This window comes from Mycobacterium sp. NGS45 (assembly GCF_059812645.1).
This window is the reverse complement of the sequence record NZ_JCALDB010000018.1, coordinates 21,901-48,661: the sequence shown is the minus strand read 5'-3', so window position 1 is coordinate 48,661 and position 26,761 is coordinate 21,901. Positions and strand designations below refer to the sequence as shown.

The 26,761-nt window shown below is 68.9% G+C and carries 24 protein-coding genes and 2 pseudogenes; 10 read left to right on the top strand and 16 right to left on the bottom strand.

The window, feature by feature from the left end; all coding sequences use genetic code 11:
• Nucleotides 1–2: 2 nt before the first annotated feature.
• Both AC5Y3P_RS16580 and AC5Y3P_RS16575 read left to right on the top strand, forming a co-directional pair.
• Nucleotides 3–1,430: a neutral zinc metallopeptidase gene (locus AC5Y3P_RS16580; protein WP_500047012.1), complete on the top strand. Its 1,428-nt coding sequence runs from the start codon at nucleotides 3–5 to the stop codon at nucleotides 1,428–1,430.
• 2 nt (nucleotides 1,431–1,432) lie between these two features.
• A complete protein-coding gene (locus AC5Y3P_RS16575) occupies nucleotides 1,433–2,494 on the top strand; it encodes a DUF4333 domain-containing protein (RefSeq protein ID WP_500047011.1) in 1,062 nt (353 codons plus the stop codon).
• Between the two features lie 254 nt (nucleotides 2,495–2,748).
• Here AC5Y3P_RS16575 and AC5Y3P_RS16570 read toward each other — a convergent pair whose 3' ends face one another.
• On the bottom strand, nucleotides 2,749–3,945 hold the full coding sequence (locus tag AC5Y3P_RS16570) for a cytochrome P450 (RefSeq protein WP_500047010.1): 1,197 nt from the start codon (nucleotides 3,943–3,945) through the stop codon (nucleotides 2,749–2,751).
• Between the two features lie 139 nt (nucleotides 3,946–4,084).
• Here AC5Y3P_RS16570 and AC5Y3P_RS16565 point away from each other — a divergent pair, with 139 nt between their 5' ends.
• Nucleotides 4,085–4,726 carry a TetR/AcrR family transcriptional regulator gene (locus AC5Y3P_RS16565; RefSeq protein WP_500047009.1) on the top strand — a complete coding sequence of 214 codons (642 nt, stop codon included), beginning with the start codon at nucleotides 4,085–4,087 and terminating at the stop codon, nucleotides 4,724–4,726.
• A gap of 12 nt (nucleotides 4,727–4,738) precedes the next feature.
• Here the strand turns inward: AC5Y3P_RS16565 and AC5Y3P_RS16560 are convergent, their stop codons facing one another.
• The 4 genes and pseudogenes from AC5Y3P_RS16560 to AC5Y3P_RS16545 form a co-directional block, all read right to left on the bottom strand.
• On the bottom strand, nucleotides 4,739–6,526 hold the full coding sequence (locus tag AC5Y3P_RS16560; RefSeq protein ID WP_500047008.1) for a hydantoinase B/oxoprolinase family protein: 1,788 nt from the start codon (nucleotides 6,524–6,526) through the stop codon (nucleotides 4,739–4,741).
• The gene (locus AC5Y3P_RS16555) at nucleotides 6,523–7,164 is read right to left on the bottom strand and encodes a hypothetical protein (protein WP_500047007.1); all 642 of its coding nucleotides are present in this window, start codon (nucleotides 7,162–7,164) and stop codon (nucleotides 6,523–6,525) included. The genes AC5Y3P_RS16560 and AC5Y3P_RS16555 overlap by 4 nt, the downstream gene beginning before the upstream one ends.
• 64 nt (nucleotides 7,165–7,228) lie before the next feature.
• A pseudogene (locus AC5Y3P_RS16550) lies at nucleotides 7,229–7,450 on the bottom strand (hydantoinase/oxoprolinase N-terminal domain-containing protein); the annotation flags it as partial.
• A gap of 57 nt (nucleotides 7,451–7,507) precedes the next feature.
• On the bottom strand, nucleotides 7,508–8,776 hold the full coding sequence (locus tag AC5Y3P_RS16545; protein WP_500047006.1) for a multidrug effflux MFS transporter: 1,269 nt from the start codon (nucleotides 8,774–8,776) through the stop codon (nucleotides 7,508–7,510).
• A gap of 125 nt (nucleotides 8,777–8,901) precedes the next feature.
• Between AC5Y3P_RS16545 and AC5Y3P_RS16540 the strand changes: the two genes are divergently transcribed.
• Nucleotides 8,902–9,387, top strand: coding sequence for a MarR family winged helix-turn-helix transcriptional regulator (locus tag AC5Y3P_RS16540; RefSeq protein ID WP_500047050.1), 486 nt, complete (start codon nucleotides 8,902–8,904; stop codon nucleotides 9,385–9,387).
• On the opposite strand, the gene AC5Y3P_RS16535 is transcribed toward AC5Y3P_RS16540, so the two are convergent.
• Nucleotides 9,388–9,936: a class I SAM-dependent methyltransferase gene (locus AC5Y3P_RS16535; protein ID WP_500047005.1), complete on the bottom strand. Its 549-nt coding sequence runs from the start codon at nucleotides 9,934–9,936 to the stop codon at nucleotides 9,388–9,390.
• Nucleotides 9,937–10,124: 188 nt separating this feature from the next.
• Between AC5Y3P_RS16535 and AC5Y3P_RS16530 the strand changes: the two genes are divergently transcribed.
• Complete coding sequence (locus AC5Y3P_RS16530; protein ID WP_500047049.1) at nucleotides 10,125–10,745, top strand: TVP38/TMEM64 family protein; 621 nt, start codon at nucleotides 10,125–10,127, stop codon at nucleotides 10,743–10,745.
• 40 nt (nucleotides 10,746–10,785) lie between these two features.
• Here the strand turns inward: AC5Y3P_RS16530 and AC5Y3P_RS16525 are convergent.
• The 3 genes and pseudogenes from AC5Y3P_RS16525 to AC5Y3P_RS16515 all read right to left on the bottom strand — a co-directional run.
• Nucleotides 10,786–11,043: pseudogene (locus tag AC5Y3P_RS16525) on the bottom strand (dihydrofolate reductase family protein); the annotation flags it as partial.
• Between the two features lie 23 nt (nucleotides 11,044–11,066).
• Nucleotides 11,067–11,948 (bottom strand): universal stress protein, encoded by an 882-nt coding sequence (locus AC5Y3P_RS16520; RefSeq protein ID WP_500047004.1) that lies wholly within the window; start codon nucleotides 11,946–11,948, stop codon nucleotides 11,067–11,069.
• A gap of 134 nt (nucleotides 11,949–12,082) precedes the next feature.
• On the bottom strand, nucleotides 12,083–13,312 hold the full coding sequence (locus AC5Y3P_RS16515) for an alpha/beta hydrolase family protein (protein WP_500047048.1): 1,230 nt from the start codon (nucleotides 13,310–13,312) through the stop codon (nucleotides 12,083–12,085).
• 304 nt (nucleotides 13,313–13,616) lie between these two features.
• On the opposite strand from AC5Y3P_RS16515, the gene AC5Y3P_RS16510 reads away from it, so the two are divergent.
• On the top strand, nucleotides 13,617–14,129 hold the full coding sequence (locus AC5Y3P_RS16510) for a hypothetical protein (RefSeq protein ID WP_500047003.1): 513 nt from the start codon (nucleotides 13,617–13,619) through the stop codon (nucleotides 14,127–14,129).
• A 14-nt stretch (nucleotides 14,130–14,143) separates the two neighbouring features.
• Complete coding sequence (locus AC5Y3P_RS16505) at nucleotides 14,144–14,806, top strand: hypothetical protein (RefSeq protein ID WP_500047002.1); 663 nt, start codon at nucleotides 14,144–14,146, stop codon at nucleotides 14,804–14,806.
• Nucleotides 14,807–14,811: 5 nt separating this feature from the next.
• Here AC5Y3P_RS16505 and AC5Y3P_RS16500 read toward each other — a convergent pair whose 3' ends face one another.
• The 4 genes from AC5Y3P_RS16500 to AC5Y3P_RS16485 form a co-directional block, all read right to left on the bottom strand.
• Nucleotides 14,812–17,160 carry a VWA domain-containing protein gene (locus AC5Y3P_RS16500; protein WP_500047001.1) on the bottom strand — a complete coding sequence of 783 codons (2,349 nt, stop codon included), beginning with the start codon at nucleotides 17,158–17,160 and terminating at the stop codon, nucleotides 14,812–14,814.
• 38 nt (nucleotides 17,161–17,198) lie between these two features.
• A complete protein-coding gene (locus AC5Y3P_RS16495) occupies nucleotides 17,199–18,218 on the bottom strand; it encodes a PASTA domain-containing protein (protein ID WP_500047000.1) in 1,020 nt (339 codons plus the stop codon).
• 159 nt (nucleotides 18,219–18,377) lie between these two features.
• A complete protein-coding gene (locus tag AC5Y3P_RS16490) occupies nucleotides 18,378–20,033 on the bottom strand; it encodes a nuclease-related domain-containing DEAD/DEAH box helicase (RefSeq protein ID WP_500046999.1) in 1,656 nt (551 codons plus the stop codon).
• A 102-nt stretch (nucleotides 20,034–20,135) separates the two neighbouring features.
• The gene (locus tag AC5Y3P_RS16485; RefSeq protein WP_500046998.1) at nucleotides 20,136–21,356 is read right to left on the bottom strand and encodes an oxygenase MpaB family protein; all 1,221 of its coding nucleotides are present in this window, start codon (nucleotides 21,354–21,356) and stop codon (nucleotides 20,136–20,138) included.
• Nucleotides 21,357–21,432: 76 nt separating this feature from the next.
• Here AC5Y3P_RS16485 and AC5Y3P_RS16480 point away from each other — a divergent pair, with 76 nt between their 5' ends.
• Nucleotides 21,433–22,065: a TetR/AcrR family transcriptional regulator gene (locus AC5Y3P_RS16480; RefSeq protein WP_500046997.1), complete on the top strand. Its 633-nt coding sequence runs from the start codon at nucleotides 21,433–21,435 to the stop codon at nucleotides 22,063–22,065.
• A gap of 67 nt (nucleotides 22,066–22,132) precedes the next feature.
• Here AC5Y3P_RS16480 and AC5Y3P_RS16475 read toward each other — a convergent pair whose 3' ends face one another.
• The 3 genes from AC5Y3P_RS16475 to AC5Y3P_RS16465 form a co-directional block, all read right to left on the bottom strand.
• Nucleotides 22,133–22,339, bottom strand: coding sequence for an alkylphosphonate transporter (locus AC5Y3P_RS16475; RefSeq protein ID WP_500046996.1), 207 nt, complete (start codon nucleotides 22,337–22,339; stop codon nucleotides 22,133–22,135).
• A gap of 230 nt (nucleotides 22,340–22,569) precedes the next feature.
• Nucleotides 22,570–23,019: a PASTA domain-containing protein gene (locus tag AC5Y3P_RS16470; protein ID WP_500046995.1), complete on the bottom strand. Its 450-nt coding sequence runs from the start codon at nucleotides 23,017–23,019 to the stop codon at nucleotides 22,570–22,572.
• 18 nt (nucleotides 23,020–23,037) lie between these two features.
• Nucleotides 23,038–24,438: an NAD(P)/FAD-dependent oxidoreductase gene (locus AC5Y3P_RS16465; RefSeq protein WP_500046994.1), complete on the bottom strand. Its 1,401-nt coding sequence runs from the start codon at nucleotides 24,436–24,438 to the stop codon at nucleotides 23,038–23,040.
• An 87-nt stretch (nucleotides 24,439–24,525) separates the two neighbouring features.
• On the opposite strand from AC5Y3P_RS16465, the gene AC5Y3P_RS16460 reads away from it, so the two are divergent.
• Nucleotides 24,526–25,227, top strand: a complete 702-nt coding sequence (locus tag AC5Y3P_RS16460; protein WP_500046993.1) for a TetR/AcrR family transcriptional regulator — start codon at nucleotides 24,526–24,528, stop codon at nucleotides 25,225–25,227.
• 58 nt (nucleotides 25,228–25,285) lie between these two features.
• A complete protein-coding gene (locus AC5Y3P_RS16455) occupies nucleotides 25,286–26,644 on the top strand; it encodes an MBL fold metallo-hydrolase RNA specificity domain-containing protein (protein ID WP_500047047.1) in 1,359 nt (452 codons plus the stop codon).
• The last annotated feature ends 117 nt before the right edge of the window (nucleotides 26,645–26,761 follow it).

The following is a 26,761-nucleotide window of genomic DNA, read 5'->3' as shown; positions in this document are numbered from 1 at the left end:
GAATGGCACTGAAGAACAGATCGATTCGGCGCTTCGGTGCCGCGGCTCTTTGTCTGCTCGTCACCGCATGCGGTTCGGCCACCACCGTGGATGGCAAGGCAGTCTCGATGCGCTTCGACCCGTACCGGGTGGCCGGCCTGCCCGCGGCGGACGGTCCCAGCGGTCCGCGCAGCCAACCCGGCTCGGCGACCGGGCGGGTGGAGAACACCGACGACGGCGAGATCGACCGGTTGGCGTTGATGGCCATCGAGGACATCGAAGACTACTGGTCCGACCACTACTCCCAGACGTTCGAGGGTGACTTCGCCCCCGTCGAAACCCTGGTGTCGATCGACCCTTCTGACCCGTCGAGTCCGACGGTGTGCGGCGCGGATGCCTCGATGTTCGAGTTCAACGCGGCCTACTGCATGAAGAGCGACGTCATGGTGTGGGACCGGGCCGATCTGCTTCCGGTGGCCAAGAAGTTCTTCGGCGACATGTCGGTCAACGGTGTGCTGGCCCATGAATACGGGCACGCCGTGCAGTGGCAGGCGCAGATCGTCGACGTCGACACCACCACGTTCGTGGCCGAGCAGCAGGCCGACTGCCTGGCCGGTTCGTATCTGCGCTGGGTGGCCGCGGGCGAATCCCCGTCGTTCACGCTCAACACCGCCGAAGGACTGGACCGGGTGATCGCCGGCGCGATCGCGATGCGCGACCCGGCCTCGGCGTTCGGCCAGTTCGTCTCGACCGACGACGGGCACGGCAGCGCGCTGGACCGAGTCAGTGCGCTGCAGAAGGGTTTTGACGTCGGCGTACCGGGCTGCGCTGTGATCGACGAGGACGAGATCCGGCAACGGCAGGCCGATCTGCCCGAGTCGTTGTTCAAGCCCGCCGCCAGCGACACCGACATCAGCGAAAGCACCTTGGAATCGTTGATGGAGGTGCTGGGCACGATCTTCGCGCCAAACTCGGCGCCGACGCTGTCGGTCGACGGCGGCGACTGCCTGCCCAGTGGGGCGGCCACCGCGTACTGCCCGGACAGCAACACGGTGGCCGTCGACCTCGACCTGCTGCAGGAGGCGGGCACCCCGGCCGACGAGAGTGAGCAAGTGCTGCTGCAGGGTGACAACACCGCGTTGTCGATGGTGACGTCGCGCTACATGCTTGCGCTGCAACAGGAACGCGGTGTCAGTCTGGAGTCGGCGGTAACCGCCATGCGCACCGCGTGCCTGACCGGGGTGGCGCAGGCCGAGATGGCCACCCAGTCGGATCTGCCGTTGACGCTCGGCGCCGGCGACCTCGACGAGGCGGTGTCCGGTCTGTTGACCAACGGTGTGGTCGCCAGCGATGTTCGCGGCGAGACGGTGCCGTCCGGGTTCACCCGGATCTCGGCGTTTCGGGCCGGCCTCGGCGGCGACGTCGACTCCTGCTATCGGAGGTTCGCGTAGTCATGAGCCGCCATTACGACGACGGGCCGGACTACCCGGGTCCGGACCGTCCAGGTGCGGACCGTTCAGGTGCGGACCGGCCCGGGGAGGACCGGCCCACCGCGGACTACCCGCGGCACCGGGTGCCGCCGCAGGGCGGTGAGCCGCCGCAGTCGGGGCATCGTCCTCCGCCGCAATCGCGTCCGGGTCCGCCGTCGCGCCCAGGTCCGCCGCGGCACGCTGCCCCGCCGCACGGCGCGGCGCACCCCGACGCAGGCGGGCGGCAGCCTGCGCCCCGGCCACCCCAAGGACGGCCACCGGCGCTGGATCCGCAGGAACTGCAAGTGCGTTCGGAACGCGAAACGCACATTCCGCGGCGGCCGGCACTCCCCCCGGAACGGCCGGCCCCTGCCGCGCCGGCCGGTCCGGCGCAGACGGGCCCTCCGGAACGGCCGTGGTGGCAGACCGTGCACCAGGACCGCAAACTGCAACCGCGCCAACAGTATCCGGCACCGCAGCAGGCCCGCTCACCGCAGGCCAGACCGCCGCAGTCAGCTCCGCAGCCGGCCGCGCAACCCTCCCGCTCGCAGCCGGCTGTGTACCCGTCCCGCCCGCAGCCCGCCGCGCAACCCGCCCCGCAGCCCGCGGCGCAACCCGCCCCACCGCCCGCATCCCGGCCCAACCCGTACGCGGCGCCCGCAGCGGCGCCAGCCCAACCACAACCGCGTCCCAGCGGTCCGCCGCCCGAGCGCTCGAAACTGCCGTTGATCCTCGCCGGGACGGCGGCCGGCGTCGTCGTGATCGCGCTCGGCGTCTGGGTGGGCCTGTCGGTGCTGGACAGCGGGACCGGCAAGGAACTCAATGTGCAACAGGCACAGAGTGATATAGCGCAGATCCTGGTCGATCCGGTCGACGGCTACGGCGTCACTGAAGTCTCGGCAGTGCGGTGCAACAACGGCAAGAATCCTGAGGTCGAGGCCGGCGCCTCGTTCACCTGCACGGTGGTCGCCGACGGCGTCGACCGCGAGGTGCTCGCAGTGTTCACCGACGACACCGGCACCTACTCGGTGGACCGCCCGCGCTGACAAACGATTTCAGTGCGTTCGGGGTGCGCTGTCAGCCTTCCCGGTCAGCGGTTTTCCTGCTGGACGGCCGTCCGGTTTGCTTCCGGCTCAACCATTTTGCTCCCGCTTATTGAATTAAATAAGCGCGAGCAAAATGGTTGAGCGCGAGCGGTGCGGGGACTGGAAACGCGAGCGGTGCGGACCGCAAACGCGAGCGATGCGGGGACTGGAAACGCAAGCCGTGCGGGGACCGAAAACGGCATGCACCGCAGGCGCTAGCCGGTCTTGACCGGTAGCCGGGCCCAGCCGCGCACACTCGAGGTGTAGCCGCGGTGCACGTTGGCGTAGTCGACCTCCCAGTCCGACCACCGCTTGAGCACCTCCTCGAACGCCACCCGGGCTTCCAGCCGGGCCAGCGCCGAGCCCAGACAGAAGTGCACGCCCTTGCCGAAGCTCAGATGGCCGGCGTTGCGGTGGATGTCGAAGCGGTCCGGGTCCGGGTACCGGGATTCGTCGCGGTTGGCAGATCCGTTGAGCAGCAACATGTGTGAGCCCTCGGGCACGGTCTGACCGTACAGCTGCACATCGCGGGCCACATAGCGGGCCTGCACCGGCGACGGGGTGTCGTAGCGCAGCGTCTCCTCGACCGCACCCGGGATCAGCGACGGGTCGGCCACCAATTCGTGCCGTTGATCCGGGTTTTCGCCCAGCCACTGCCCCATCGACCCGATCAACCGCGCGGTGGTCTCGTTGCCGGCGCCGGCGATCATCGCGGTGTAGGCCAGCACCTCGGTGCGGTCCAGTCGACGGGTGGACCCGTCGGGTTCTTCGACCTCGGCGTTCAACAGCTCGGTCATCAGATCGTCAGACGGGTGGTCGGCCCGCCACTCGATGTACTCGGCGAACATCGCGATGGTGTCCTGGAAGATGGTCGGGCTCAGATCGGTCGGGGTCTCCTCCAACGTGATCCGCTCGTCGTTGCGGTCCCGGATGCTCTCCTGTTCGGATTCCGGGATGCCGAGCAGGTAGCCGATGGTGCGCATCGGCATCATCGCACCCAGGTCGGCGACGAAGTCGAACCCGTCCCGGTCGCGCAGCGGGTCGAGTTCGCGGACGCAGAAGTCGCGCACCATGCCCTCCACGGCCTCCATCCGGCGCGGGGTGAACACCCGCGACAGCAGCCTGCGGTGCAGGTCGTGCAGCGGCGGATCCTCGAACAGCAGGATGCCGGGCGGCACCTCGATCCCGCTGCGCAGGATGTCCAGCGTGGTACCGCGGCCCGAGCGGTAGGTCTGCCAGTCCGGCAGCGTCACCACCACGTCGTCGTAGCGGCTCAGCGCCCAGAAATCGTGCTTGTCGTTGTAGTACAGCGGCGCCTCGACCCGCAGCCGCGCCCAGATCGGGTACGGATCGTCGTCGATGGCGTGGTCGAACGGGTCGTAATAGGCCGGCTCGACGGTCTGCTTGCTCACCGCTGCTCCTCTCAGGTCGCACGACCGCGGGGTCCCCACGGCCCAAGCCACGACGGAAACCCGCCCGCTATGATAGTGCGTACTACCTTAAGAGTCGATCAAAGACGACTATCGTGGCTTCGTCAACTACTGCCAGGGGGTGAATGTTCAGGTGCCGCCGACCAGCACGACCCGCCGCCCCCGCGGCGCGGCCCGCGCGCTGCTGCTCGAGGCCGCCCGCACGCTGTTCGCCCGGCAGGACTACCGCAGCACCACCACCCGGGAAATCGCCGAAGCCGCCGGCGTCACCGAACATCTGCTGTTCCGGCATTTCGGGTCCAAGGCCGGCCTGTTCCGGGAAGCCCTGGTGGTGCCGTTCACCAGCTTCGTCGACGAGTTCGGCATGACCTGGCAGACCGTGGTGCCCGAACAGACCAAGGAAGAGGACCTGGCCCGCCAGTTCGTCGGCCAGCTCTACGACGTACTGCTCGAACATCGCGGTCTGCTGTCCACGCTGGCCGCCGCCGACGGCTTGTCCGAGCAGGAGATCGAGGACGCCGGCATCGCCGACATCCGGCGCGCGCTCAACGTGCTGGGTCAGATCAGCGCCGAAGGCATGCGGTTGCGCGGCATGTCCGGCCAGGAGTCCGAGCTGCCCGCGCACTCCACGGTGTCGATGATCGTGGGCATGGTGGTGCTGCGTTCGACGTTCTACGGCAGCACCCCGCCGCCGCGCGACGCGATCGTCGACGAGCTGGTCCAGGCCACGCTGCACGGCTTCCTGCACCGGCAGCAGGCCTGAACCAGCCGGCCGTCACACCGGTTCGAAGTCGCGCAGCGGAGCATCGACGCGGGCGCGCACCTCGACCGACAGCAGCGCCCCGCAGCCCGGGCAGGCGTACCCGTCGGCGCGCAGTTCCGGATGCAGGCGCACCTTGGCGCCCAGATCCTGCGCGCTCAGCTCAGCCGAGCAGGCCTGGGTCTTCCAGTTCTCGGTGGCCGGCGCCAGCACGGTGCCGCAGTCACAGGCGAATATCGCGGTCGCACCGTCGTGCACCAGCAGCAGGTGATCGCCGACGGTACGGATGTTCTCCGGCAAGCTGATCCGCCGCAGCGGCCCGGCGCCCGACCGCGGCCAGGCTCGCCGCTCGGCGCGCGCGGCGGCCCGCGCCGCCTCGGTCGCGGCCACGTCGGCCGCACCGTCGGCGAGCACGACCCGGTAGAACTTCTCGGCCCCTTCGGGGCTGATCCGGCCGGCCCGCACCGCGGCCACGACGTCGTCGACGTCGGCGTCCAGGGCGTCGCCCCAGCCGCCGCCGCCGTGAAAGCTCCAGTCCACGACGTCGCCGGCCCGCAGCGTGAGTTCACCCGGGGATCCGGTGAACACTTCGCGTTCACCGGCCAGATCGGTTGCCCGCACCGGGTTTTCACCTTCTGCTAGCCGGGACTGCAGATCGGAGCCGCGCACGATGGTGAGCTGATGCGTCGATCCGGGTAGGCCGCCGTGCGCACCGTAGGACGACGGCATCGACATCGAATGCCCGGCCATCACCGCGTGCATGGCGTCAGTGCCGTGCAGCGTCCAGGTCGACGCCGTCGACACGCCGCCGTGCCGGCGGCCCGCGCCGCCCCCGTCGAGGCTGGCGTAGCGACCCAGGTAGAGCACCGGGAACACCGACTCCTCACCCTCGACGTTGTTGAACTGCGCGGTCAGGATCTCCCCCGGGCCGCGATAGTCCACGCCGTTGCGCCCGGAATGCGCACCGCCGCCGCCGGCCAGCACCTCGGTGATCGCGCCGCCGTACGGTTCGCCGTACTGGTTGCGCCCGGCGATGTGGCACACCAGCAACCCGCCGGTGGTACCGGCCCTGGCTTCCGGACGCAACACCTGGTCGGCGCCGGCCAACTGCGACATCGCCGCGCTGGCGGTGTTGAGCACCATCGCGGTGGCGCCCACGGTGGCCGCGCCGTAGCGGTCGACCAGCCGCAGCAGCGCCCGCTTGGCGTGTGTGTTGGCCGCGATCATGGCCTTGAGGTCCAGGCCGAGGTTGGCCGGCAGCCGGGAGGCGGCCAGGATCAGGTTCCACACGTCGTGGCGGGTGCGGCCGGCCTCGATGATCTTGGTGGGCGGCAGGATCAGGCCCTCCTGGTAGATCTCGCGGGCGGTGGGCGACCAACTGGACGGGGTCATGCCCCCGATGTCGAGCACATGCGCGCACGAACCGACCCAGCCGATCCGCTCGCCGTCGTGGAACACCGGTTCGAGCATGGTGACGTCGGGCATGTGCAACGCGCCCTTGTACGGGTCGTTGGTGATGAACACATCGCCCTCGTTGATCCCGATGGTGTCGGTGCAGTCGGCGATGATGTGGGCCACCACGGTTTCCATCGAGCCGGAGTGAAACATGTTGTGCGGCCCCATCGCCACCACTTCGCCGTTGGCCAAATAGACCCCGGTGTTGCAGTCGTTGGCCTCGGTCACCAGCGGTGAGCCGGAGACGTTCTTGAGTACCGCGGACTGCTGCGCGACGATCGCGGTGAGCCGGTTGCGCACCACTTCGTAGGTGACGACGTCGATTTCGTTGTCGATCAGGGTGTTCATGCGTGCGCCTCCTGGCTGCGGATGACGGTGTTCTCGAGTTCGTCGATGTGCGCGATCTGGTCGGGTCCGACGAAGATCGTGGTACCCGGGTGTTCGATGACGGCGGGCCCGATCAGGTGATCGCCGGGGCGCAGCGACGTGCCGCGCACCACCTCGGCCATCGCCACACCGCGCTCACGGCCCAGGTAGATCGGTCGGGCCGCCGGGTCCGGACCGCTTCCGGCACCGGCCGGCAGCACATGGTTGACCCGCGGTTTGTCCAGCGCGCCGAGCGCGGCCACCCGCAGTGAGACGATCTCCACACCGGCGCCCAGGAACAGCGCCTCTTCGCCGTACAGTTCGACGAACTGCTGCTCGAAGGCGGCCAGCAGCCGGCCGATCGAGGACGAATCCAGCTCGCCCGGTTCGACTTCCACGCCCAGGGTCTTGCTCTGCATCCGGAACCGGATGTCGGCGAAACGCGCGATGCTGATCTGGGTGGCGGCCGCACCTCCTTCCAACAACTCCTTGGTGACGGTGGCTTCCAGCTCGGCGAAGTTCGCCGTGATCCGGGCCGGGTCGAACGCGTCGACCGCACCGGTCCAGGTGGCCGAGTGCATCGGGTCGGAGATCTCCGCGGAGACGTGCAGATCGCTCATCACCGCAGAAGCCCTTGGTGGTAATGATGCCGGTCTTGACGCCCTTGCGTTCGATCAGCGCGTTGGTCGCCACGGTGGTGCCCAGACCGAAATAGTCGACCTGGCACAGGATTTCACCCGGCTCCAGACCGAGTTCGCGTTCGGCCAGCGCGAGCGCGTTGTTGACGCCCTCGGACGGGTCGTGCGGTGTGGTGGGCGTCTTGAGCAGACGCGCGGTGCCGTTGTCGTCGAGCAGGACGGCGTCGGTGAAGGTGCCACCGATGTCGACCCCTACTGAGTAGGGCATGGATTTCCTCAATCTGATTGAGCGGCTCACGGAACCCGTGAGATGGAAAAGCTAGGGTCAGCTGACGGCAACCGGTTCCGGCAGCACGTCGGCCTCGGCCGCGGGCTGATAGGCGAACGGGTCATGTCCGCGGGTCAACACCAGCAGGGTGATCGTCGCCAGGGCCGCGCAGCCGAACATCATCGCGCCCATCGGCACCGCGGTGTGCTCGCCGCCCAGACCGACCAGCGGGGAGGCCAGTGCGGCCAGGCCGTACTGGCCGAATCCCATGACGGCCGAACCGGTTCCGGCGGCGTGGCCGACCTCGCCGAGCGCCAGCGTGGTGGCGTTGGCCATCACGAAGCCCATCGAACCCATGAACCCGGCCATCAGCGCGATGGTCGCCCAGGCCACCGTCCCGCCGACGGTCACGGTCAGCAGCATCAGCGCGGTGTCGATCAGCATGGCAGCCAGGCCGAAGTGCAGCAGCCGGGGCGGCGAGACCCGCTTGACCAGACGGGCCGACAGCGCCCCGGAGACCGCGACCGCCAGCGCGCAGGCGCCGAAGGTCAGCGAGTAGGCCAGCGGGGTGAAGCCGATCACGTTCTGCAGCACGAACGGTGAAGCCGAGATGTAGGAGAACAGCGCCGAGGACACCAGCGCCAGCACCAGCGTGTAGCCGACGAAATAGCGGTTGCCGAGCACCGATTTCACGCTGCCGACGAAGGCCTGCATACCGCTGGGCAGCCGGTTCTCGACCGGCAGCGATTCCGCAGCCAGGAAGTAGGCGGCCACCAGCATCGCCAGGTTCAGCACGGCCAGCGCGACGAACACTGCGCGCCAACCGAAGCCGGTCACCACCAACCCGCCGCACACCGGCGCCAGGATGGGCGCCAGCACACCGATCACCATCATCAGCGAGAACAGCTGTGCGGCCTGGGCACCCTGGGTGCGGTCGGCGATGATCGCGCGGGCGATCACGATGCCGGCGGCGCCGGCGAAGCCCTGCACGAAGCGCAGCCCGATCAGGATCTCCACGCTGGGGCTGATCGCACACAGCAGGCTGGCGATCAAACAGACCGCGATGCCGACCAGCAACGGACCACGCCGACCCAGCCGGTCGGAGACCTGACCGATCAGCAGCTGCCCGACCGCCAGACCGATCAGGAAGGTGGTCAGGGTCAGCTGCACCATCGAGGCCGAGGTGCCGAACTCGGTCGCCATGCTCGGGAACGCCGACATGTACATGTCGACCGAGAACGGCGTCACCGCCGACAACAACGCCAACACCAGAACCAACGGAACCGAGGGCGTCGTCGTCGCCGGGCGTGCACCACCGAATGTCATAGGCCTCTTCATTCCAGTCCGCGGGGGCATTCGCGCCGCCCTGCCTGCGGGACCCCGCCGAGCCGGTCGTCCGACCGCGCCCTAAATTACCTATGTGAGTATACATATCTTCCCATAGGTATATGATGTCTTTTGTGGCCGAAATCTCACCCGCCGACGATCCCCTGCGCGAACTCGCGCTGGTGCTGCACGACGTGTCCTGGCGAGTGGCCCGGTTCGGGCCGGCGCAGGTCGGGGTGGAGCCGCTGCCGACCTCCGAGCTCACGGTGCTGCGGGCAGTGATCGAGCATCCCGACGTCAATGTGTCCGAGGTGGCCGAACGGCTCTCGATGCAGCCCAGCAATGTCAGCGCGACGGTGCGCTCGTTGCTGCAGCGCGGCCTGGTGGACAAGCGCCCGGACGAGCGGGATCGGCGGGTGTCGCTGCTGCGACCGACCGCCAAGGCGCTCGCCGAGCGCGACGCCATCGAGGACGCCATCGCGGCCACGGTGTCGGCCGCGCTGAATGAGTTGCCGGCCGATCAGCTGGCGATGCTGCAGCAGTCGGTGCCCGCGCTGTTGTCGCTGACCCGTGCGTTGACCGCCGCGACCGGCGCCGCCACCCGGGCCTGATCAGCCGTTCTTGCGCGCCAGCAGCCAGGCCAGGCCGTCCGCCTCGCCGGCCTGGATGCTCTGCAGTTCGGCAAAGGCCCGCGGCAACTCGCCGGCGGTGACCCGGAACCGGCCGGGGGCCGCGCCCACTTCGCTGAGCGCGGTGATGGCCAACAGACCACCGGGGGCCAGCCGGTCGATGATGGCGCGGTCCAGTCGCGGGTCCCGGAACCTCAGGCACAGCAGCACGTCGACCGGCGGACCGGGCGGCAGCCCGTGATCCAGGTCGGCCACCTCGAACCGGCAGCGCGGCCTCAGCTCCGTCGGGGTCGCGGCCCGGGCCTGGGCGATCGCGACCGGTGAGATGTCGATGCCCACGACGTCGAGACCGCGTCGGGCCAGCCACAGCGCGCCGCGGCCCGGCCCACAGGCCAGATCCAGCGCGCGTCCCGAGTCGGGGAACATCTGCTCGACGGCGGCGAACTCGGCCGGCGGCCCTAGCTGCGCAGGATCCAGCGGCGCGCGGTCGGCGTACTCGCCATCCCAGCGGACTTGATCATGCTCGGCCATCGGAGCGAGCTTAGGCTGGCCATGACATGAGCGAATCCGATCTGCCGGCCGAACAGTCCGACTCCCCTGCACCAGACGCTGCCGACGTCCCGGACCCCGACGTCGTCGACCTTTCTGCCGTCGCCGACGCCGAGTCGCGCCGCACCCACCTGGCCCGGTTGGGTATCTTCGCGCTGTTCTTGGTCGTGATGTTCTACCTGGTGGCGGTGCGCCGGGTGATCGACATCGAGGCGATCCGCTCCGTGGTGGCCGCGGCCGGGCCCGCGGCGCCGCTGCTGTACATCCCGGTGTCGGCCGCACTCGGCGCGATCTTCGTGCCCGGCCCGATCCTGGCCGCCGGCAGCGGCCTGCTGTTCGGCCCGATCTTGGGCACCTTCGTGACCCTGGGTGCGACCGTCGGCACCGCCGTCGTCGCCAGCCTGCTGGGCCGGCGTGCCGGACGGGAAAGCGCCCGCGGATTACTCGGTGCGCAACGCGCCGACCGGCTCGACGCCATGATCGAGCGCGGCGGGCTGTGGGCCGTGGTCGGGCAGCGTTTCGTGCCGGGCATCTCAGATGCCATGGCGTCCTATGCCTTTGGCGCATTCGGTGTGCCGTGGTGGCAGATGGCCGTCGGGGCGTTCATCGGTTCGGTGCCGCGCGCCTTCGTTTACACCGCGCTGGGCGCATCGATCGGCGACTACTCGGCGCCGTTGGCGTACACCGCGATCGGGGTGTGGTGCGTGACCGCGATCGCCGGCGCGTTCGTGGCGCGGCACGGCTATCGTCGTTGGCGCGCCGGTCATTCCAAGACCGACACGGCCCAGTGAGGACCGGGGCCGGAGCCGCGTCCGCCCGTCCGGCACCCGATCAGTCGCGGTTCGCCGCGTAGCGCAGCAGCACCGTGCCCCCCGGAAAGGTGCGGTTCTCCAACAAACGCAATGAGATCCAGGACGGCAGGGTCGGGAAGAAGGTGGTGCCACCGCCCACCGCAGTGGGGGCGATCACCATCCGGTATTCATCCACCAGCCCGGCGCGCACGACGGGTGCGGCCAACGTCGCGCCGGCCAGTTCCAGGTTGCCGTCGGTTTCGGCCTTCAGCTTGCGTACCACTTCGACCGGGTCGCCGCACCCAACCGGCCCGACACCGCTCAGGTCGGGCGGGCCACGATCACCGGGCAATGCGCGGCTTCGATGACCGCGGAACTGACCGAGCCGAGCAGCATGCCGCTGAACCCCCCGCGGCCGCGGCTGCCCACCACCACCAGTTGTGCGTTCTGCGAGTGCGTGATGAGGCGACGGGCCGGACGGTCCGGGACCACCTCGCGGCGCACCACCACATCCGGGTAGCGCTCCTGCCAGCCCGCGAGCCGCTCGGCCAGGGCCGCCGACGCCTTGGGGTGCATGTCCTCCCACTCGCCGCCGGGCAGCCCCAGGCTGACGTGATCGGACCAGGCGTGCAGCGCAATGAGTTCCACCCCGCGCCGCGATGCCTCATCGAACGCCACCGCGGTGGCGGCTTCGGAGGCTGGTGAGCCGTCGATGCCGACCACCACCGCCAGCCGCGCCATGTGCTCGGGGGTGCCGCGCTGCTCGTCGTGGATGATCGCGACCGGACACTTGCCGTGCTGCGCCAGACCGGAACTCACCGAGCCCAGCAGCCGGCGCGGGATCAGGCTCTGCCCGCGCGAACCCACCACCAGCAGGTCGGCGTCCTCGGAAATCCGCACCAGGGCGGGCACCACATCGTCGGTCAGACCCAACACCTTGAGCTCTGGCGGTGTGGCGGCCTGTTCGGCCAGCGCGCGGCTTTCGGCCAGCACCTGCTTCTGGGTGGCTTCCAGCGACCGCCACACAGCGGGTGGGCGGACGACGTTGATGCCCAGCGCCGACTTGGGTTCCGGGTTCACGTGCACCACGACCAGCGGAGCGCTGCGCAGTTCCGCGGTGCGGGCGGCCCACCCGACCGCTGCGTTCGACGACTCCGATCCGTCGACGGCGACGACGACGGCGTGCTCGGTCGAGACGGTCATGGCGGCTCCCTTCTGCCCGACTCGACCCTAGTTCGCCGGCCGGGCTGCGTCGGCAGCTCAAAGGCACCTCAGTCAGGGACCTTTGGCCACCACGCCTGGGCGTCGGCCCGAACCCGCCCAGCGGCCGCGCGGGCTCAGACCTTCTGGTCCACCAGCCCGGACTGCACGATTGCGGCGTCGATGAACCGCTGCACCGGACGCGCGGTGAAGAAACCGGCGTGTCCGCCTGGATACCAGACGATTTCGGGTTTACCCCAGTGCTCCCACAACCGCACCACCTGGTCGCGCGGATGCACCACGCGGTCGGCCACGCCGCCGTAGATGAACCGGCCTTGCGGCGGCACCTTGGGCTGCAGCGACAGCGGCGAGATCATCCGGCCCAGCGGCGCGGCCAGCGTCATGGTGGCTTGCCGCGGGTCGTCCTCCCGGAACCCGGCGTGCCGGCCCAGCACGTCGATCAGGTCGGCCACCGGCACACCGAGGATCGCGCAGGTCAGGTCCTCTTCGAGGCTGGCCACCAGGGCCGCGACATAGCCGCCCATCGAGATGCCGTTGAGACCGATCCGGGCGTCTGGGTCCTGCGCGCGGATCCAGGACAACACCTGGCGCACATCGGAGACGGCCTGGGCGGCGAAGTGCACGTCGTCGAGGATCTCCTCGCCCGGGAAGGCCTTGCCCTTGGGCAGGCCGCGACCGCGCGGCCCGTGCTGCGGCAGCACCGGCAGCAGCACGTTGAGCCCGAAGTCCTCGTGCAGATGCCAGGCCCGGAAGAGCGCGAGATCGACTCCGGCGCGGCCCATTTCGGTGCCATGCACACACACCAGCCAGGGCCGGGGTTCGCGGTGCCGCAGCATCAGACCGTAGACCTGCTGGTTGGCGGAGTAACCCTGCCAGCGTTCGGCTCCGGGCTCGTCGGGATCAGGGGCGTATCCGCTGTCGAAGACGAACCGCTCATAGCTGCGGTTGAGCTTGTGCACCTTGTGGATGGTGAGATCGGTCAGCGGTTTGGGTGGCGCGAAGAACTGCTCCGGGTCGTCGAGCCAGCCCTTCTCGCCGTAGTAGTCCAGCGCCGCGCGCACCTCGCTGTCGATCCGCTCGAACTCCTCGCCCTTGCTCAGCGGGCGGCGGGCCCGCAACCCGAGCAGCACCGCCTCGTCGCGCAGCGCATGCGCGAGCAGGGCCGGCGTCGGCCGGGTCACCGGCAACTCGCCCGGCTTGCGGTCGAGGTAGTTGCGCCAGGCCCCGGCGTAGTAGCGGCCGGTGCGGGTCAGCGGAGCCAAGGCGCCCTGCACCCGGTCGACGCCGGGCAGGCGCGGCCCGCGCGAGCGGCCCGCAGCCGAGGCTTCCTCGGCCGGGTCTTCCATGGTGTCCAGCGCATCGAGGGCATCCGCGATGGCGTCCAGGGCCTCGGCGGTGACGTCGTCGGGGTCGCGGTCGGGTTGTGCAGTCATGGCACCTCCACCTTCATTGCGTGCTGCTGTGCACATGCCCAGCATTGCCGAGGCTCCGGCGAATTACCAGGTGCCGGGCGCCGCTGTCGCGGTGATCTCACCCACGCTAGGGGGGTCATGTCGACGCCTGCACAGCAGGCCCCGGTTTCCGGTCCGAAACCCGATCTCAGCACGGGTTGAGCGGTAGCGTGCGACCAGGAGAAACGGGGGGAATTCGATGACACGACCCAGCACTGCCCTGGCGGCCGCGTTCCTGGTTTTGGGCCTGGCCGCAGCCGGCTGCAGCACCGGCACCGAGGACTCCGATACAACGACGTTGCCGGCCGCCACCCCGCCGGCGGCCAGTCCGGCCACCACCGGCCAGGCCACCACGGCGAACCCACCCGACCGGGAGGCCCTGCAGGGTTTGATCCCGACGCCGGCGGACACCCAGCAGACGCACGGCCCGGATGACATCTCCGATGCCGGCATCCACCTGCACTACCAGGTCAGCGGCGCTCCCACCGAGGTGATGGACGCCTACAAGTCCGCGTTGCAGGGTCAAGGTTGGGTTGTCACCACGATCATCCGCTCCGGCGGTGAACGCGGTGGCGGGGCCACCTACACCGGCACCCATGGCCAGGCCTACGGCGTGTTCGACGGCGGTGGCTACGACCAGAACACCTACCTGGATGTGTGCGCCTGGCCCACCAAGCCGGCCGAACCGGATTGCCAGCGCAGCGACCGCTGACCGAAGATACGTGCGTGCCGTTCCACCCGCCACCCAACTGGCCCACTCCGCCGCCGGGCTGGGAGCCCGGACCCGACTGGACACCTGATCCATCCTGGCCGCCGGCCCCGCCGGGCTGGCAGTTCTGGAGCGACGCCAAACCGGTGGACACTGCGGCAACCGCGCAGATCCGCCTCCGTGCGCCCGGACTCGACGCCGACCCCGCCGCGACCACCCGGATCCCGCGGTCCGCTGCCGACCCGTCGGCCACCGCACGCATCATCCGGCCCCCCGTGCACCCGGCGGAGCCGTCGGCGACTGCCCGGATCGCCGCGCCACCGCCACCCGCCGGCCCGTCGGCCGCCATACCGTCGGCACCAGTTCTACCGCCGTTGCAGCCGCACCCGGTCGCGGCGGGACCGACGTCCTGGCAGCGCGGCACGGCACGGGCCGCAACACTGATCAACCCGATCCGGCTGGGCTACTCCGCAGCCGCAGTGCTGGGCGGGACCCTGTTCTGCTGGCTGTTCGCCCTACTGCGGTTCACGCCGCAATGGAACTACCAAGGCTGGTTGTGGAACGGCGGATGGCCGGTGGCCGGGATGATCGCCGCGCTGACGATCGCCGTCATCGGCGCGATCGGTGTGCGGCGCTGGGATCACCAGCGCTGGCACCGGCGCCGCGCGGCCTCTAGCTGACCGGCTCAGTTCTTACCAATCCGGTTGCGCCGCATACCGATCAGGCTCAGGCCCACCGCGATGAAACCGACGAGAATGCCGATCAAGGCGCCGAAGGTGTGTGACGGCAACAGCCGCACCGGAGTGCTGATGTCACGGAACGAACCATCCGGGGCCATGCCCAGAACGTGCAAATGGTGCGTACCTGCCCGGATGTCGCCCGGTAGCGGCACGGCACTTTGAATCGACCCGTCTTCGCCGACCGTGGCACTGCCGAGTACCCGCGGTGTGGAGTCCAGCCGGAACACCACCGTCGATGACGGCGCAAAACCGTCGGCGTCGATCCGCGCTTGGCCGCCAACCAGATACAGGTCCAGCGGACTCAGCGTGGCGTTGGCCACCATCGTGGTGAACGGGTCGAGCTTCTTGGCGTCGATCGCGACCCAGGTGTCAGCGGTCGGATCGGGCAGCATCACCTGATTGGCCGCCCACACCGAAATCGCCCGCTTCATCGCGGCGTGACCTTCGGCATTCGGATGCAACTGCTCCGGATTCAAGACGTCAAGCGCGTCTTTGTTGTAGGTGGCGTAGTTGTCCGGCACATCACAGATGGTGTGGTTGGGCTGAAAGGCCGGGATCACATCGGAGGCCACATAGATCGGAATGTCTTGCGAGCGCAGGTTTCCCACCGCGGCCATGATCTCCAGGTTCAGCATGTCGAGGAAGTCGTTGAAGAACGCAACTTCATTGGCGTTGATGCCGATCTGGCAGCCACCGCCGGCGGCCGCACCGGACTGCGTCGCCGGCAAGATCCGCGGATAGGGCACCACGACGATCGGCGCGAAGCGGCCGTCCCGCTTGGCCCGAGCGATCGGATCGTTGACCGCACGGTTGACGTCGCGGTAGACCCGGCGCAGGCTGTCGGCGATCCCAGCCACTCGGGCGGCCGCGCCTTCGCGCATCTTCGCTTCTTCGACCGCGCCGTCCCAGGTGCAGGTTTGGCCGGCCATCCCAAGGGTGCACATTGCCACGTAGTCACCGAATCCTGCGTCGTTACCGCCGATGCTGAGCAGCACCGCATCCGGTGAATCATTGGAGACCGCCACCCGCCTCAGCTCCTTGAGTTGCGGCGCCATCTTCTGGCTTCCGGAGTGCTGCTGCTCATAGAAGTGCGCGGTGACCGCACCGGAACACGCGATCAACTCAGCGTCGGCGAGCAGCTTCTTACCGTAGGCAGCCGCGGAGCGGTGGCACTTGTTGCCGTTCGGCTCATCCTTGGTACCGGACAGGTAGTTCCCGATGCCTTCACCCGACGAGTACGAGTCGCCGAGTACCACCAACTGCTGCACCCCGGACAACAGCCCGTCCAGGGTCGGCTCCACCGTTTGGGTCACCGCGTCCCGGTACGCTGGTTTGGCATTGGTTGCCGTCGCTGCAGCGACCACGGTGAACTTCTTGCCCAGCTGGCCGGCGTCGGGTCGCACCGTGATCTCGACCCGACGGGACTGCTTGGGTTCGAGGTTGCCCAGGAACCGGACCGGCCTGGGCACCAACAACGCACCCGGCCGCTTGTCCTCGTAGCCGCGGAAGTCCAGCGACACCCGAACATCGGTGGCGGTGCGTCGGCCCTCGTTGGCGACCGTCAGCACCACCTTGGGCCCATCGGCGCCGGTCCCGCTCACTACCGGGAGCCGCTGCGGCACAGCAGCATCCAAGGTCAGTCGTGCCCCGCTTTGCTCTTCGATGACGTCTTCGAGCTCGTCGCTGTCGTCGGCGTCCACGTAACGGCCACCAGTGGCGTTGGACACGCAGGTCAGTTCGGCGGCGCCTTCCTCGCTGATCTGGAACCCGACGGTGTTGACCCGGATCTCGATGCCCTGTCCGGACAGCTCCTTGGCCACCTCGCAGACATCGGTGTCACCGCAGTTGGATTCGCCGTCACTGACCAGCACGACGGTGCCACGCTGGGTGGCGCTGCCCTGGATCAGCCGGGCGGCGTGCCGTAGCGCCGGCCCGGTCGGGGTCTGTCCATCGGGTGTCAGGCGACGCACCGCCGCAGCCGCGGTGGCCTGATCCAACGGTCCGAGTTTCACCTCGGTCTTGCCCTCGGAGCAGCCGTTGACCTGGCGGGCACCGTTGCCCGGATAGGCGATCAGCGCGAACTGACTCTGCGGCGGCAGCGCGTCGACCAAGCCGAGCACCGCGGCGCGGGCACCCACGATGCGCGGGGTGCCCGACGAGTCCCGCTCGGACATCGAATCGGAGGTGTCGAGGACGACGATGGTCGGGTTGTAGGCATCGTTGGCCGACACTGGACCCGGTTCGGCAGCCGCCGGAGCCATCAGCCATCCGGGGGCACCTGCCAGTTGCAACACCAGGCCCAACGTAAGCGCCAGGCACCACGACCGCCGCATCATTGCGCCGCGATCGCATCAAGGCCTTCGGGCAAGCCGAGCAGCTTGGCGTCACCGAGGACCACCGTCGGGTTCTGCTTGGTATCTGCGGTGGTGACTTCGATGCGCATCCGCATCACGCCGTTGAGGTCGGCACGGATCGGCGCCGACTGGCCCAACCACACGTCGGCCGCGGCCAATTCGCGACCATCGCCGAACACCACGACCCGCGCCGCCCCGGTCCGGCCGCGGTCATCGGTGCCGACCAGCGCCTCGAAGGCCGCAGCGTTACGGGCCAGCGCGTACTCCGCGAACGCCACCTTGGAACCCGAGCTGCACGCGATGCTGTCACCGACGACGGTGCCGTTGACGCTGACCCCATCGGTGGTGCGGCAGTTGGAGTCGTCCACCGAGTCCACCGCAGCCAACGTCAACGCGTCGCCGGGATCACCAACCACCACCGACACCACGGTGGGCACCGTCTCACCGGGTTTCGGCGTCACATCGGTGATCTGATTCTTGGGCACCGACGGGTTGAACTGCGGAACGATCTCCACCACCGCTCCCAGCTGCTCGAGTTCGGTGCGTGCGTCGTTGAGCGGCTTGCCGATCACATCAGGCATTGGCGCTGCGGTGGATATCGTCAACTCGATGGACTCCACAGGAGCGGTTCCCGCCGAAGGGCTCTGGCCCACCACCATCGCTGTCGGCCCGGCCGCGGGCTGTTCCTTGAAGGTCACCTGCAGCGCGCCGAGCCCGGCGTCGGACAGCGCCGTCTGGGCGACATCGCGGTTCAGCCCGAGCACCGAGGGCATCGGCTGGGCTTCCCGGTCCTGGGCCGCGAGCACCTCGGCCGGGTCGACGGTGATGGCTTGCTCGGCGACGATCGTCGGCGGCACCAACAGGTAGGTGAGCCCTCCGCCCAGCAACAGCAGACCGATCACCAGCGCGGGCCAGCGCAACCGGACCAGCCAGGAGCGCTGCACCGGCCGGGCCGGGGCGTCAGCGGGACGCCCGGTATGCGCACCGGGTGGCGGCACCGGTGCTCCGGTCCCCTCATACTCACCCGAACTTGCCCATCGATCACTGCCAGCGCCCACGCGAACCCTCCCCAACTCCCGGTACAGCGCGATGGAAGCAAGCTATACCAACGCCACGGGTTAGTTGCAGGCACACTAGGCGGCACACGGCCCGCTGCTCTAATCGGCGATGTTGAGCCGGCGGGCCAGGTCCGGGCCGCCGACCTCGCGCAGGAACTGCGGGTCCCCGCACACCACGAGTTGGTCGCGCGCGCGGGACAATCCGACGTAGAGCCGTTCCCGGGACCGATCGAAGGCCGAGGTCTCGTTGACCACCAGCACCACCGCGCGTCGTTCCAATCCCTTGAACCCCAACACATGTCCATAGAACACCTGCTCGGCATCCCAAAAACTGTCCCAGTACGACGCGTTTCCGGCGGCTTGCCGTTCGCGTTGTTCGGGATGGCGGCTGCCGGTGGTCAACAACGCGACGTCTTCGGGACGCCAGCCCTGCTCCAGCAGCAGCTCGATCTCGTCGTCACCGGCTTCCAAGGCCTGCTCGGGTGTGCACGGCACATACTTGACCGCTGGGCCTTCGCCGCCGAGGAAGCGCATCGGTTGGCCGACCAGCGGCTGGAACGCATTGGCGATCTGGCGGGTGTTGCGCACGTTGTGGTCGAGCACCAGCGGAACCAGCGGCACCGGCGGTGAGCCGTGCCGGTTGAACACCCGTTGGCCTTCGTCGGTGAAGACGTACAGCCCGCCGGTCTCCTCGTCCTTGAGCGCGCTCAGCAGCGGATCCCACCAGGCGTCGGCGAAGTCCTGAGCTTCGTCCACCACGATCGAGTCGAAGCGCTGACCGGGCTCCAATTGCGCTGCCAGATTGGCCATCTGGGAGGGCAGGTCGTGTTCCCAAAACTGCACGGTTTGCTCGGTGCGCAACGATTCGTCCGGGCCTTCCGGGGCGCCCCACTTCATGCCGAGGTCGTGGAACTCGCCGACGTAGGCCGGGCGTTGGCTGCGGTTCCAGGTCCCGGTGACCCGTTCCAGGAACGAGGCCAGACCGTGCGAATAACAGACCAATGCCACCCGTTGGCCTTGCCGGGCCAGCCGGCGGGCCTGCTCGGTGGCCAGGAAGGTCTTACCGCTGCCGGCACCGCCGCGGATCTCCACCCGGTTCAGCATCCGGATGGCGTCCAGGATCACCGACTGGTGTTCGGTGAGGATGTCTGCGGCATCTTCGTTTTCCAGCGCGCGGGCCACCACGCTGCGCTGCGGCAGGCCGCGGCCGCTCAACGCGACGTCGAGTTCGCCGATCCCGTCCTTGGTCAGCAACGGCCGGTCGAGTTCTTGGCGGATCAGGATGTAGCGCAGTTTGGCGGCGATCTCGGAGAGATCGTCGCGGTCGATCACCTTCCAGCGCGGGCAGTCCGGCAGGGCGAACTCGTCGGCCAGGTCGGTGTTCGGCAACACCACGACGTGGTCCCAACGCAGCCGGCCCTGGCTCCAGCTCGGGTCGGCCTCGATGAAGCTGCGCAGTGCATAACAGGCTTCGCGGGCTTGCCGCACCGGGTCCATCCTGCGTTCGCTGCCGCGCCCGCGCTGCCACCAGCTTTCACCGTCGTGCCAGACCTCACCGCCCTTGACCTCGACGCAGACGATGCCCGCACCCTCGATGGCCACGAAGAAGTCCACCTCGTGGTCCTTGAGGTGATCGGTGACCCGCTTGCCGGGAATCACCAGATCACCCGGCTCGAGCTGGTCGATCAGCGCCTGCCAGACCTTGCGTTCAGCGCCGTTGGCCAGTCGCGGTGTTTCGTTGACCGTGATGCTCACTTCGGCGCCGCCCGGTGTGCGGTCGGGCCAAGCGTGAACGCGCGCTGCATGTTTGAGTCCCCCTCGGTTGGCTCATCCGAGGGTAGCGTGTCGCCCTGACAGTCAGGCGACGCTGCTCATGTGCGCGGCCGCGGCGCCGATCTGGGCGTCGTCGTCGCCAATCATGGTGCGCAGCAGCGCGCGTTGTTGGCGCGCACCCCGCTCGGCTGCGCGGTCGGCGCCGTCGGCGCGCAGCATCGCGACCACGCTGCGCGCGGCGTTGACCGGGATCCGCAGCACCGGATACCACGGCGGCACGTATGGCGGCAGGCCCAGGGTGCGCATCGCGCGCGGCCCGAGGAAGGCCGCGGTGACCGACAGGTGCTGCGCCCAGGCCAGTCGGCGGCGCACTCCGGGCAGCCGGTCGTAATGCCAGGCCAGCGGGTCGGCCGCCATCGGCACCGACAGTTGCCGGGTGGACTCGTCGGGCGTCGAGAGTGCGGCCGAGGTGTGGTACAGCAGCCGCACCGAATCGCGGAAGCTGCGCGGCAACCATTCGTCGCGGACCCCGATCAGCCAACCCACGTACCGGGTCAGGTGCGCCATCGCGTCGAGTTCGCCGGGCGCCGGCAGGATGCCCATCGCCAGCGCGCCCACCGGCGGTGCGATCAGGGCACCGACCAGGGTCGCGGCCATGTCGGTCTGGTTGACCGGCACACCCCATTCGTCGTTGCTCCAGTCCGGCATCGCCATGACGTGCCGACGCACCAGCGAGTGGATCATCCGGACCCGGACGGTGGATTGGTAGCCGATGCCGCGCGGGTCCAGGCCGCCTTCGGAGATGACGTCCATCGCCCACTGCATCGTCTCGGCGAAGCGGGCGTTGGAGCCCTTCTCCAATGCACCGGTGCGCAGCAGCGTCTTGTTGAAGCCGGCGAACTGGTAGCCGCCCAGCAATGCGACGTCACGCGCGATGTACATGCCGTCGGCGCCACCCTTGCGCATGGCACGCTGCCCGACCGCCAGCTTGTCGAAGTCGACCCAGTCCGGCGGGGTCTCGATGGCGGTGAAGAACTCGCGCAGCGGTGGCGGCGCGTCCGGCACGCTGTCGATGCCCTGCACCAGCGCGCGGTCGAACAGCGGCCGGGTGGCCTTCAGACCGGTGTCGCACATCCAGGTCACCAGCGCATCCATCGGTTCGTCGCCGACCATGAGTTGTTCGCCCAGCGTGCGCCACTGTTGGTGGTCGGGGCCGCGCACCGCCAGCAGCTTGGCGAATGCTTGGATACCGGCGGGCACCGAGACGGGCCGCTCGGGATGACGTGCCGGAATGGCAGGTGACATCGGGTGTCCTCGCGTTTCAGGGTCCCTTTGGATCACGTATGTGTTCCAAATTAGGGTCCAGGGTAGGCTGCCGTCAATGAGACGCGCAAAAGTGGTGCGCGATTACGGCGGGATCAGCGCCGTCGACCGGCGCGCCGAGCGCCGCCGCAAGTTGCTGGCCGCCGCGCGCCAAACCTGGGGGGAATCCGGGGTCACCGAGGTGACCGTGCGCGGCGTGTGCAGCGCCGCCGGGTTGACCACGCGCTACTTCTACGAGCAGTTCCCCAACCGCGAGGCGCTGCTGTTCGCGGTCTACGACGAGGTGCGGGACGAGTTGCTGCAGGCCACCCTGGCGGCCGGCGTCGGCGATCCGGGCAGCCTGACCGACAAGCTGCGCGCCGCGCTGCAAGCCTTCTTGGACATCATCGCCGCCGACCCGCACGTGCACCGGATCACCACCGGTGATGTCGGCAGCGTGCCCGGCCTGACCCAGCACCGCGCACACATCCTGGACATGATCGCCGACCTGGTGATGCAGCAGGCCCCCAATGTGCTCGACGACAGCAAGCTGGGCCCCGGGGAGTTGCGCCGCGGCGCGTTGTTCATCGTCGGTGGGGTGAACCAACTCATCGTCGACTGGCTGGCCGATCCGACCCGGCCCACCGCCGAGGTGGCCGCCGATGCCGCGGAACTGTGCGCGGCCCTGGTACGCGGCAGCGGTTTGGCCTGACGCCGTCACCGCGAGACCCTTCGTGGCCGAGCGGGCAGCTGCACGCACTTCCACGCGATGTCACCTGTTACGACCATCGTCTCCAGCACACCGAGCAATGCCAGTTCGGGTCCGCCACACAGCATCCGGCGAAATAGATCCACGGTGGACTGGACCGCGGGAATGCGGGCATGCCGTAGGCCACCTGCTGGGTGCGTCGGCTGTCACAGCCCGGGCACTGCGGGTTCTGCGCGAACTTGAATTCCAGGAACGAGTCGAAGTTCTTGGTGTGCATCGAATCTCGACATTCTCGGCAGATCACCGCCGGCCAGTCCGTGGCCCGCTCCCGCAAGGACAGGGCCGGGGCGGGTCTCGCCGAAGGCATAGCGCCAGGGCCGATACACCGACTCCGGCTCCAGCAGGGTGATGATGCCGGCTTTCCAGTCGGCTGCCTCCAGAACGTGGAGACGGCGATGAATCGTTTGCGCCATGAGTCACGGCTCTGCTGGTTAGTTGCCAGGCCGTCTAAGGGCAGCTTTCGGTGTCGATGCGCACCACGCCGAAGTCGATCGAAGTGTCGGCGGTGAAGGTCTCCCCCGCCGCCGGTGTGGACGTGCACACCTGCCAGTTGCGGTCCAGGATCTGGTTGCGGCCCTGTCCGGTCAGGTCGGTAGAGCCGCTGAAGAACACCTTGTCGTTGGTGAGCAGTTGGATGGCGTCCTGGGCGTCCTGCAGGTTCTTGCCGATCAGGTTCGGCATGGTCCAAGATTCGGCCGCCGGGGCGGCGGTGGACGTAGCAGGCGACGACGGTGCCGACGACGACGTAGCCGGCGACGACGTAGCCGGCGACGACGGCGCCGGAGTCTCGGTGACGGTTTCACGCACGGTCACCGTCGACGGCGACTCGGTCTCGGCGGGACTACAGGCCGTCAGGGCCAGCGCGGATGCGGCGACGACGAATGCGGCGCGTTTCATGATTCTCCCCCAGGTTGATCAGTGTGAGCTGAGGCTAGCGCGCCGCTGTGACAAGTCCGGGTTGACCGCCGGCATCGCCCGCGCCGAGGCCGCCCGTCGCCGCGTGAACATCCGCGCCTCGACCTGACGGGCCGCCTCCCGTTTGATGTCGCGGCGCAGCGTGCGCCACAGCGCCCGGTTGTCGACCGCAGGATCGCGCACCGCGGCGGCCACCCAGCGCACCAGCCGGGCCGGGGTGAACACCTCGGTGGGTTGGCGTTTGCGGCTGAACACGTCGACCAATTCGGTGGCGTGCGCGGGATCGGAGGCAAACCAGCGATAGGCCGCGAACTCGATGGGCGAGATCTCGTCGCCCAAGCCCAAACCGTTGGCCCACTGATACATCGCCACGCACTGGTCGTCGCGGTCGAGCTCCCACGCTTGCAGCGCGGCACCCAACGCAACGGGGTCGTCGAGGCACGGTGCGGCGGCCTCACCGAGCAGCCGGCCGAACCGCAGTGCATCCCGAATACCTTGTGCGGTAACCGGATCCTTGAAATGTCCGGCGTCTCCGGCCAGCGCCCAGCCCGGTCCGTGCGAATGCCGGAAGTAGGACGGGTGCGATACCGAGATGTGGATCGCGCCCTCCCGAGTGCAGCCGTCCAGCCGCGCCGCGAACGGCAGGATCCGCTCGATCGCGGCGGCGAACGCGGCTTCGGCGTCGGCGCGGAACTCCTCGGCGCGCCGTACCGGGGGCATCAACAGCGCGACGAGTTGTTCACCGTCACAAGGGAACACCGTGACCAGGTCATCGCCGGTGCGCCACTGCATGGCGAGTGTGCGCTGGTCGGCGTGCGCGTCGTGGTAGTAGGCGTAGGCCATCATCCGGCCGTTGTCCCAATGGTGGTGCTCGCGGGCGCCGACCAGTCGGGCCACCGTGGAATTGCGCCCGTCGGCGCCGATCACCAGTTTGGCGGTGATGCTGTCCGCGTCGCCGTGCCGCGGCTTGACCCGCACCCCGACGACGCGGCCGTCGTCGTCGTGCAACAGGCCGGTGACCCGGGTGCGTTCCCGGATTTCGGCGCCGGCCGCGCGGGCGGCGTCGACCAGGATCTGGTCCAGGCCGGGGCGGCGTACACAGGAGCCGTAGTCCAGACCCTCGTAGGGGTTGTAGCGGCCGATGATCTGCACGCCCGGCGCGCCGACGCCGCCGTGGGTGTGCAGTGGCGGGCCGAGTTCGGCGATCACCCGCTGCCGCACGCCGAGGCGTTCCAGTTCGGCCCAGTGCGGCGGGAACAGCAGGTGCGTCGAGAGAGTGTCGGACGGGAACTGCGCGCTGTCCACGGCAATCACGGAACGGCCGCGGCGGGCCAGGGCGATGGCGGCTGCCGTGCCGGCCAACCGGCTCCCGACGATGACCACCTCGGCGTCTGCGGGCATTTACGGATCGTTGCAGACCAGCGGGCATGTTGTAAATAGATTCAGAAAATGAACGGACTTCTAATCTGCGAGTTCTATGCTGGCTCGATGACCGTCGATGACACCGCCGTCGGTACCCGTGCCGAGCGCCGACGCGCCCGCACCAGCAGCCAGATCCTGGACGCCGCCGAGGTCGAATTCAGCCGGCACGGTTACGACGGCGCCCGCATCGAGGACATCGCCGAGCTGGCCGACGTGTCGGTCGGCACCATCTACACCCACTTCGACGGCAAACGCGGGGTGTACCTGCATCTGGTCGACCGCGCGCTGCAACTGTTCTCCGAGTACATGGCGCGCAGCGAAGCCCCTGACCTCAGCCCACTGCAGCGGGTGCTGGCCGGCGGCGACGCCTATCTGCGGTTCCACCTCGAGCATCCGGGCGCGTTTCACTTCCTGGCCAACCGCAGCCCGGGTACCCAGCCGCTGTCGGCCGACGTCGACACCGAGGCCCGGATCCGCGATCAGGTCGGCGGGCTGCTGGAGCGCTTCGCCGCCCAGATCGACGCGGCGGTCGCGGCCGGCGAAGCCCGCCCGGTGGACTCGATGCGTTTGACGCACTACCTGTGGGGCGCCTGGAACGGCGTGATCTCGCTGGGCTTGCAGCCCGATGGCTTACGGATCTCCGACGACGAAATCGCCGAGACGTTGGAGCTGGCCCGCTGGCTGCTGCGCGAAGGTTTGGCCGCCCCGAAGCTGCGTGATGCGAAAGGTGAAGTCGGTGAACGAGTCCCACTCCCCCACATCCGGTGATTTCGGTGCGCCAGGGGGCGCTGAACGCCCCGAAACGCACCGAAATCACCCAACCGACCTGACGCTGACCCCACTGGGCGGGGCCAGCACGGTCACCGGGTCCAAGCATCTGCTGGAAGCCGGCGGTCAGCGAATCCTGGTGGACTGCGGGCTGTTCCAGGGTGTGAAGAACCTGCGCGAGCAGAATTGGAAGCGGCTACCGGTTGATGCGGACAGCGTCGACGCCGTCGTGCTCACGCACGCCCATCTCGACCACTCCGGGTATCTGCCCCGGCTGGTGCGCGACGGCTTCCGCGGGCCGATCATCGCGACCGCGGCCACCGCGGCGGTCGCCGACATCATCTTGCGCGACAGCGCTTTCCTGCAGGAACGCGAGGCCGCGCTGCTCAACAAGTACAAGGCCACCAAGCACTCCCCGGCGCTGCCGCTCTACGACGCCCAGGACGCCGACCGTGCGCTGCAGCTGTTCACCACCCGCCCGTTCGGCAAGCAGTTCCGCATCCCCGGCATGGAGGCCGCGGTCACCTTCCGGCGGGCCGGGCACATTCTGGGTGCGGCGACAGTAGACGTGGCGTGGCAGGGCCGGCGCATCGTGTTCAGCGGGGACCTGGGCCGCTACGACGACCCGTTGATGTTGCCGCCCGATCCGGTTCCGGCCGCCGACTACGTGGTGCTGGAATCCACCTACGGCGACCGCGTGCACGAGCGCAGCGATCCGGCCGCCGCCCTGCAGGCTGTCATCACCGCGACGGTGGCTCGCGGCGGCACCGTGGTGATCCCGGCGTTCGCGGTGGGCCGCGCCCAGACCCTGCTCTACTACCTGTGGCAACTGCGCGGCGCAGGACGGATCCCGGACATCCCGATCTATTTGGACAGCCCGATGGCGATCAACGCCAGCAACCTGCTGCACAGCCATCAGAGCGATCACCGGCTGCCGCCGCATGTCTGCGCCGACATGTGCGACATCGCGACCTATATCCGCGATCCCGAGGAGTCCAAACAGATTTCAGCCAACCGCGACCCCAAGATCGTGATCTCGGCGTCCGGCATGGCCACCGGCGGACGGGTCCTGCACCACCTGGCGGCGTTCGCACCGGATCCGCGCAACACCGTGATGGTGACCGGCTATCAGGCGCCCGGCACCCGCGGGCGGGCGATCGCGGCCGGTGAGCGGCAGATCAAGATCCACGGCGAGTGGGTGCCGATCAACGCCGACGTCGCCAACCTGCGGATGCTCTCGGCGCACGCCGACGCCGACGAGTTGCTGCGCTGGGCTGCCGAGTTCGGTGCACCCCCGCAGCGGGCGTTCATCGTGCACGGCGAGCCGCAACCCGCGGACACCCTGCGGGTCCGGTTGGGTCGCGAATTGGGCTGGCAGGCAACCGTTCCGCTGCAGAATCAGGTGTTCGATCTGTAGTCAGGCTCCGCCCACCGAGACGTTGGTGATGTCGGCGCCGCACCGCTGCGGTGCTGTTGTCGAGGTCGGGGTGTCGCCACGGCCCCGCCGAGCGGGCCGTAGGTCGGCGGCTGGTCC

Coding starts and splice junctions, on each gene's coding strand:
- AC5Y3P_RS16580 (WP_500047012.1), top strand. CDS start 3: ATGGCACTGAAGAACAGATCGATTCGGCGCTTCGGTGCCGCGGCTCTT.
- AC5Y3P_RS16575 (WP_500047011.1), top strand. CDS start 1,433: ATGAGCCGCCATTACGACGACGGGCCGGACTACCCGGGTCCGGACCGT.
- AC5Y3P_RS16560 (WP_500047008.1), bottom strand. CDS start 6,526: ATGAACACCCTGATCGACAACGAAATCGACGTCGTCACCTACGAAGTG.
- AC5Y3P_RS16555 (WP_500047007.1), bottom strand. CDS start 7,164: ATGAGCGATCTGCACGTCTCCGCGGAGATCTCCGACCCGATGCACTCG.
- AC5Y3P_RS16545 (WP_500047006.1), bottom strand. CDS start 8,776: ATGACATTCGGTGGTGCACGCCCGGCGACGACGACGCCCTCGGTTCCG.
- AC5Y3P_RS16540 (WP_500047050.1), top strand. CDS start 8,902: ATGTCTTTTGTGGCCGAAATCTCACCCGCCGACGATCCCCTGCGCGAA.
- AC5Y3P_RS16535 (WP_500047005.1), bottom strand. CDS start 9,936: ATGGCCGAGCATGATCAAGTCCGCTGGGATGGCGAGTACGCCGACCGC.
- AC5Y3P_RS16530 (WP_500047049.1), top strand. CDS start 10,125: ATGTTCTACCTGGTGGCGGTGCGCCGGGTGATCGACATCGAGGCGATC.
- AC5Y3P_RS16520 (WP_500047004.1), bottom strand. CDS start 11,948: ATGACCGTCTCGACCGAGCACGCCGTCGTCGTCGCCGTCGACGGATCG.
- AC5Y3P_RS16515 (WP_500047048.1), bottom strand. CDS start 13,312: ATGGAAGACCCGGCCGAGGAAGCCTCGGCTGCGGGCCGCTCGCGCGGG.
- AC5Y3P_RS16510 (WP_500047003.1), top strand. CDS start 13,617: ATGACACGACCCAGCACTGCCCTGGCGGCCGCGTTCCTGGTTTTGGGC.
- AC5Y3P_RS16485 (WP_500046998.1), bottom strand. CDS start 21,356: ATGTCACCTGCCATTCCGGCACGTCATCCCGAGCGGCCCGTCTCGGTG.
- AC5Y3P_RS16480 (WP_500046997.1), top strand. CDS start 21,433: ATGAGACGCGCAAAAGTGGTGCGCGATTACGGCGGGATCAGCGCCGTC.
- AC5Y3P_RS16475 (WP_500046996.1), bottom strand. CDS start 22,339: ATGCACACCAAGAACTTCGACTCGTTCCTGGAATTCAAGTTCGCGCAG.
- AC5Y3P_RS16470 (WP_500046995.1), bottom strand. CDS start 23,019: ATGAAACGCGCCGCATTCGTCGTCGCCGCATCCGCGCTGGCCCTGACG.
- AC5Y3P_RS16465 (WP_500046994.1), bottom strand. CDS start 24,438: ATGCCCGCAGACGCCGAGGTGGTCATCGTCGGGAGCCGGTTGGCCGGC.
- AC5Y3P_RS16460 (WP_500046993.1), top strand. CDS start 24,526: ATGACCGTCGATGACACCGCCGTCGGTACCCGTGCCGAGCGCCGACGC.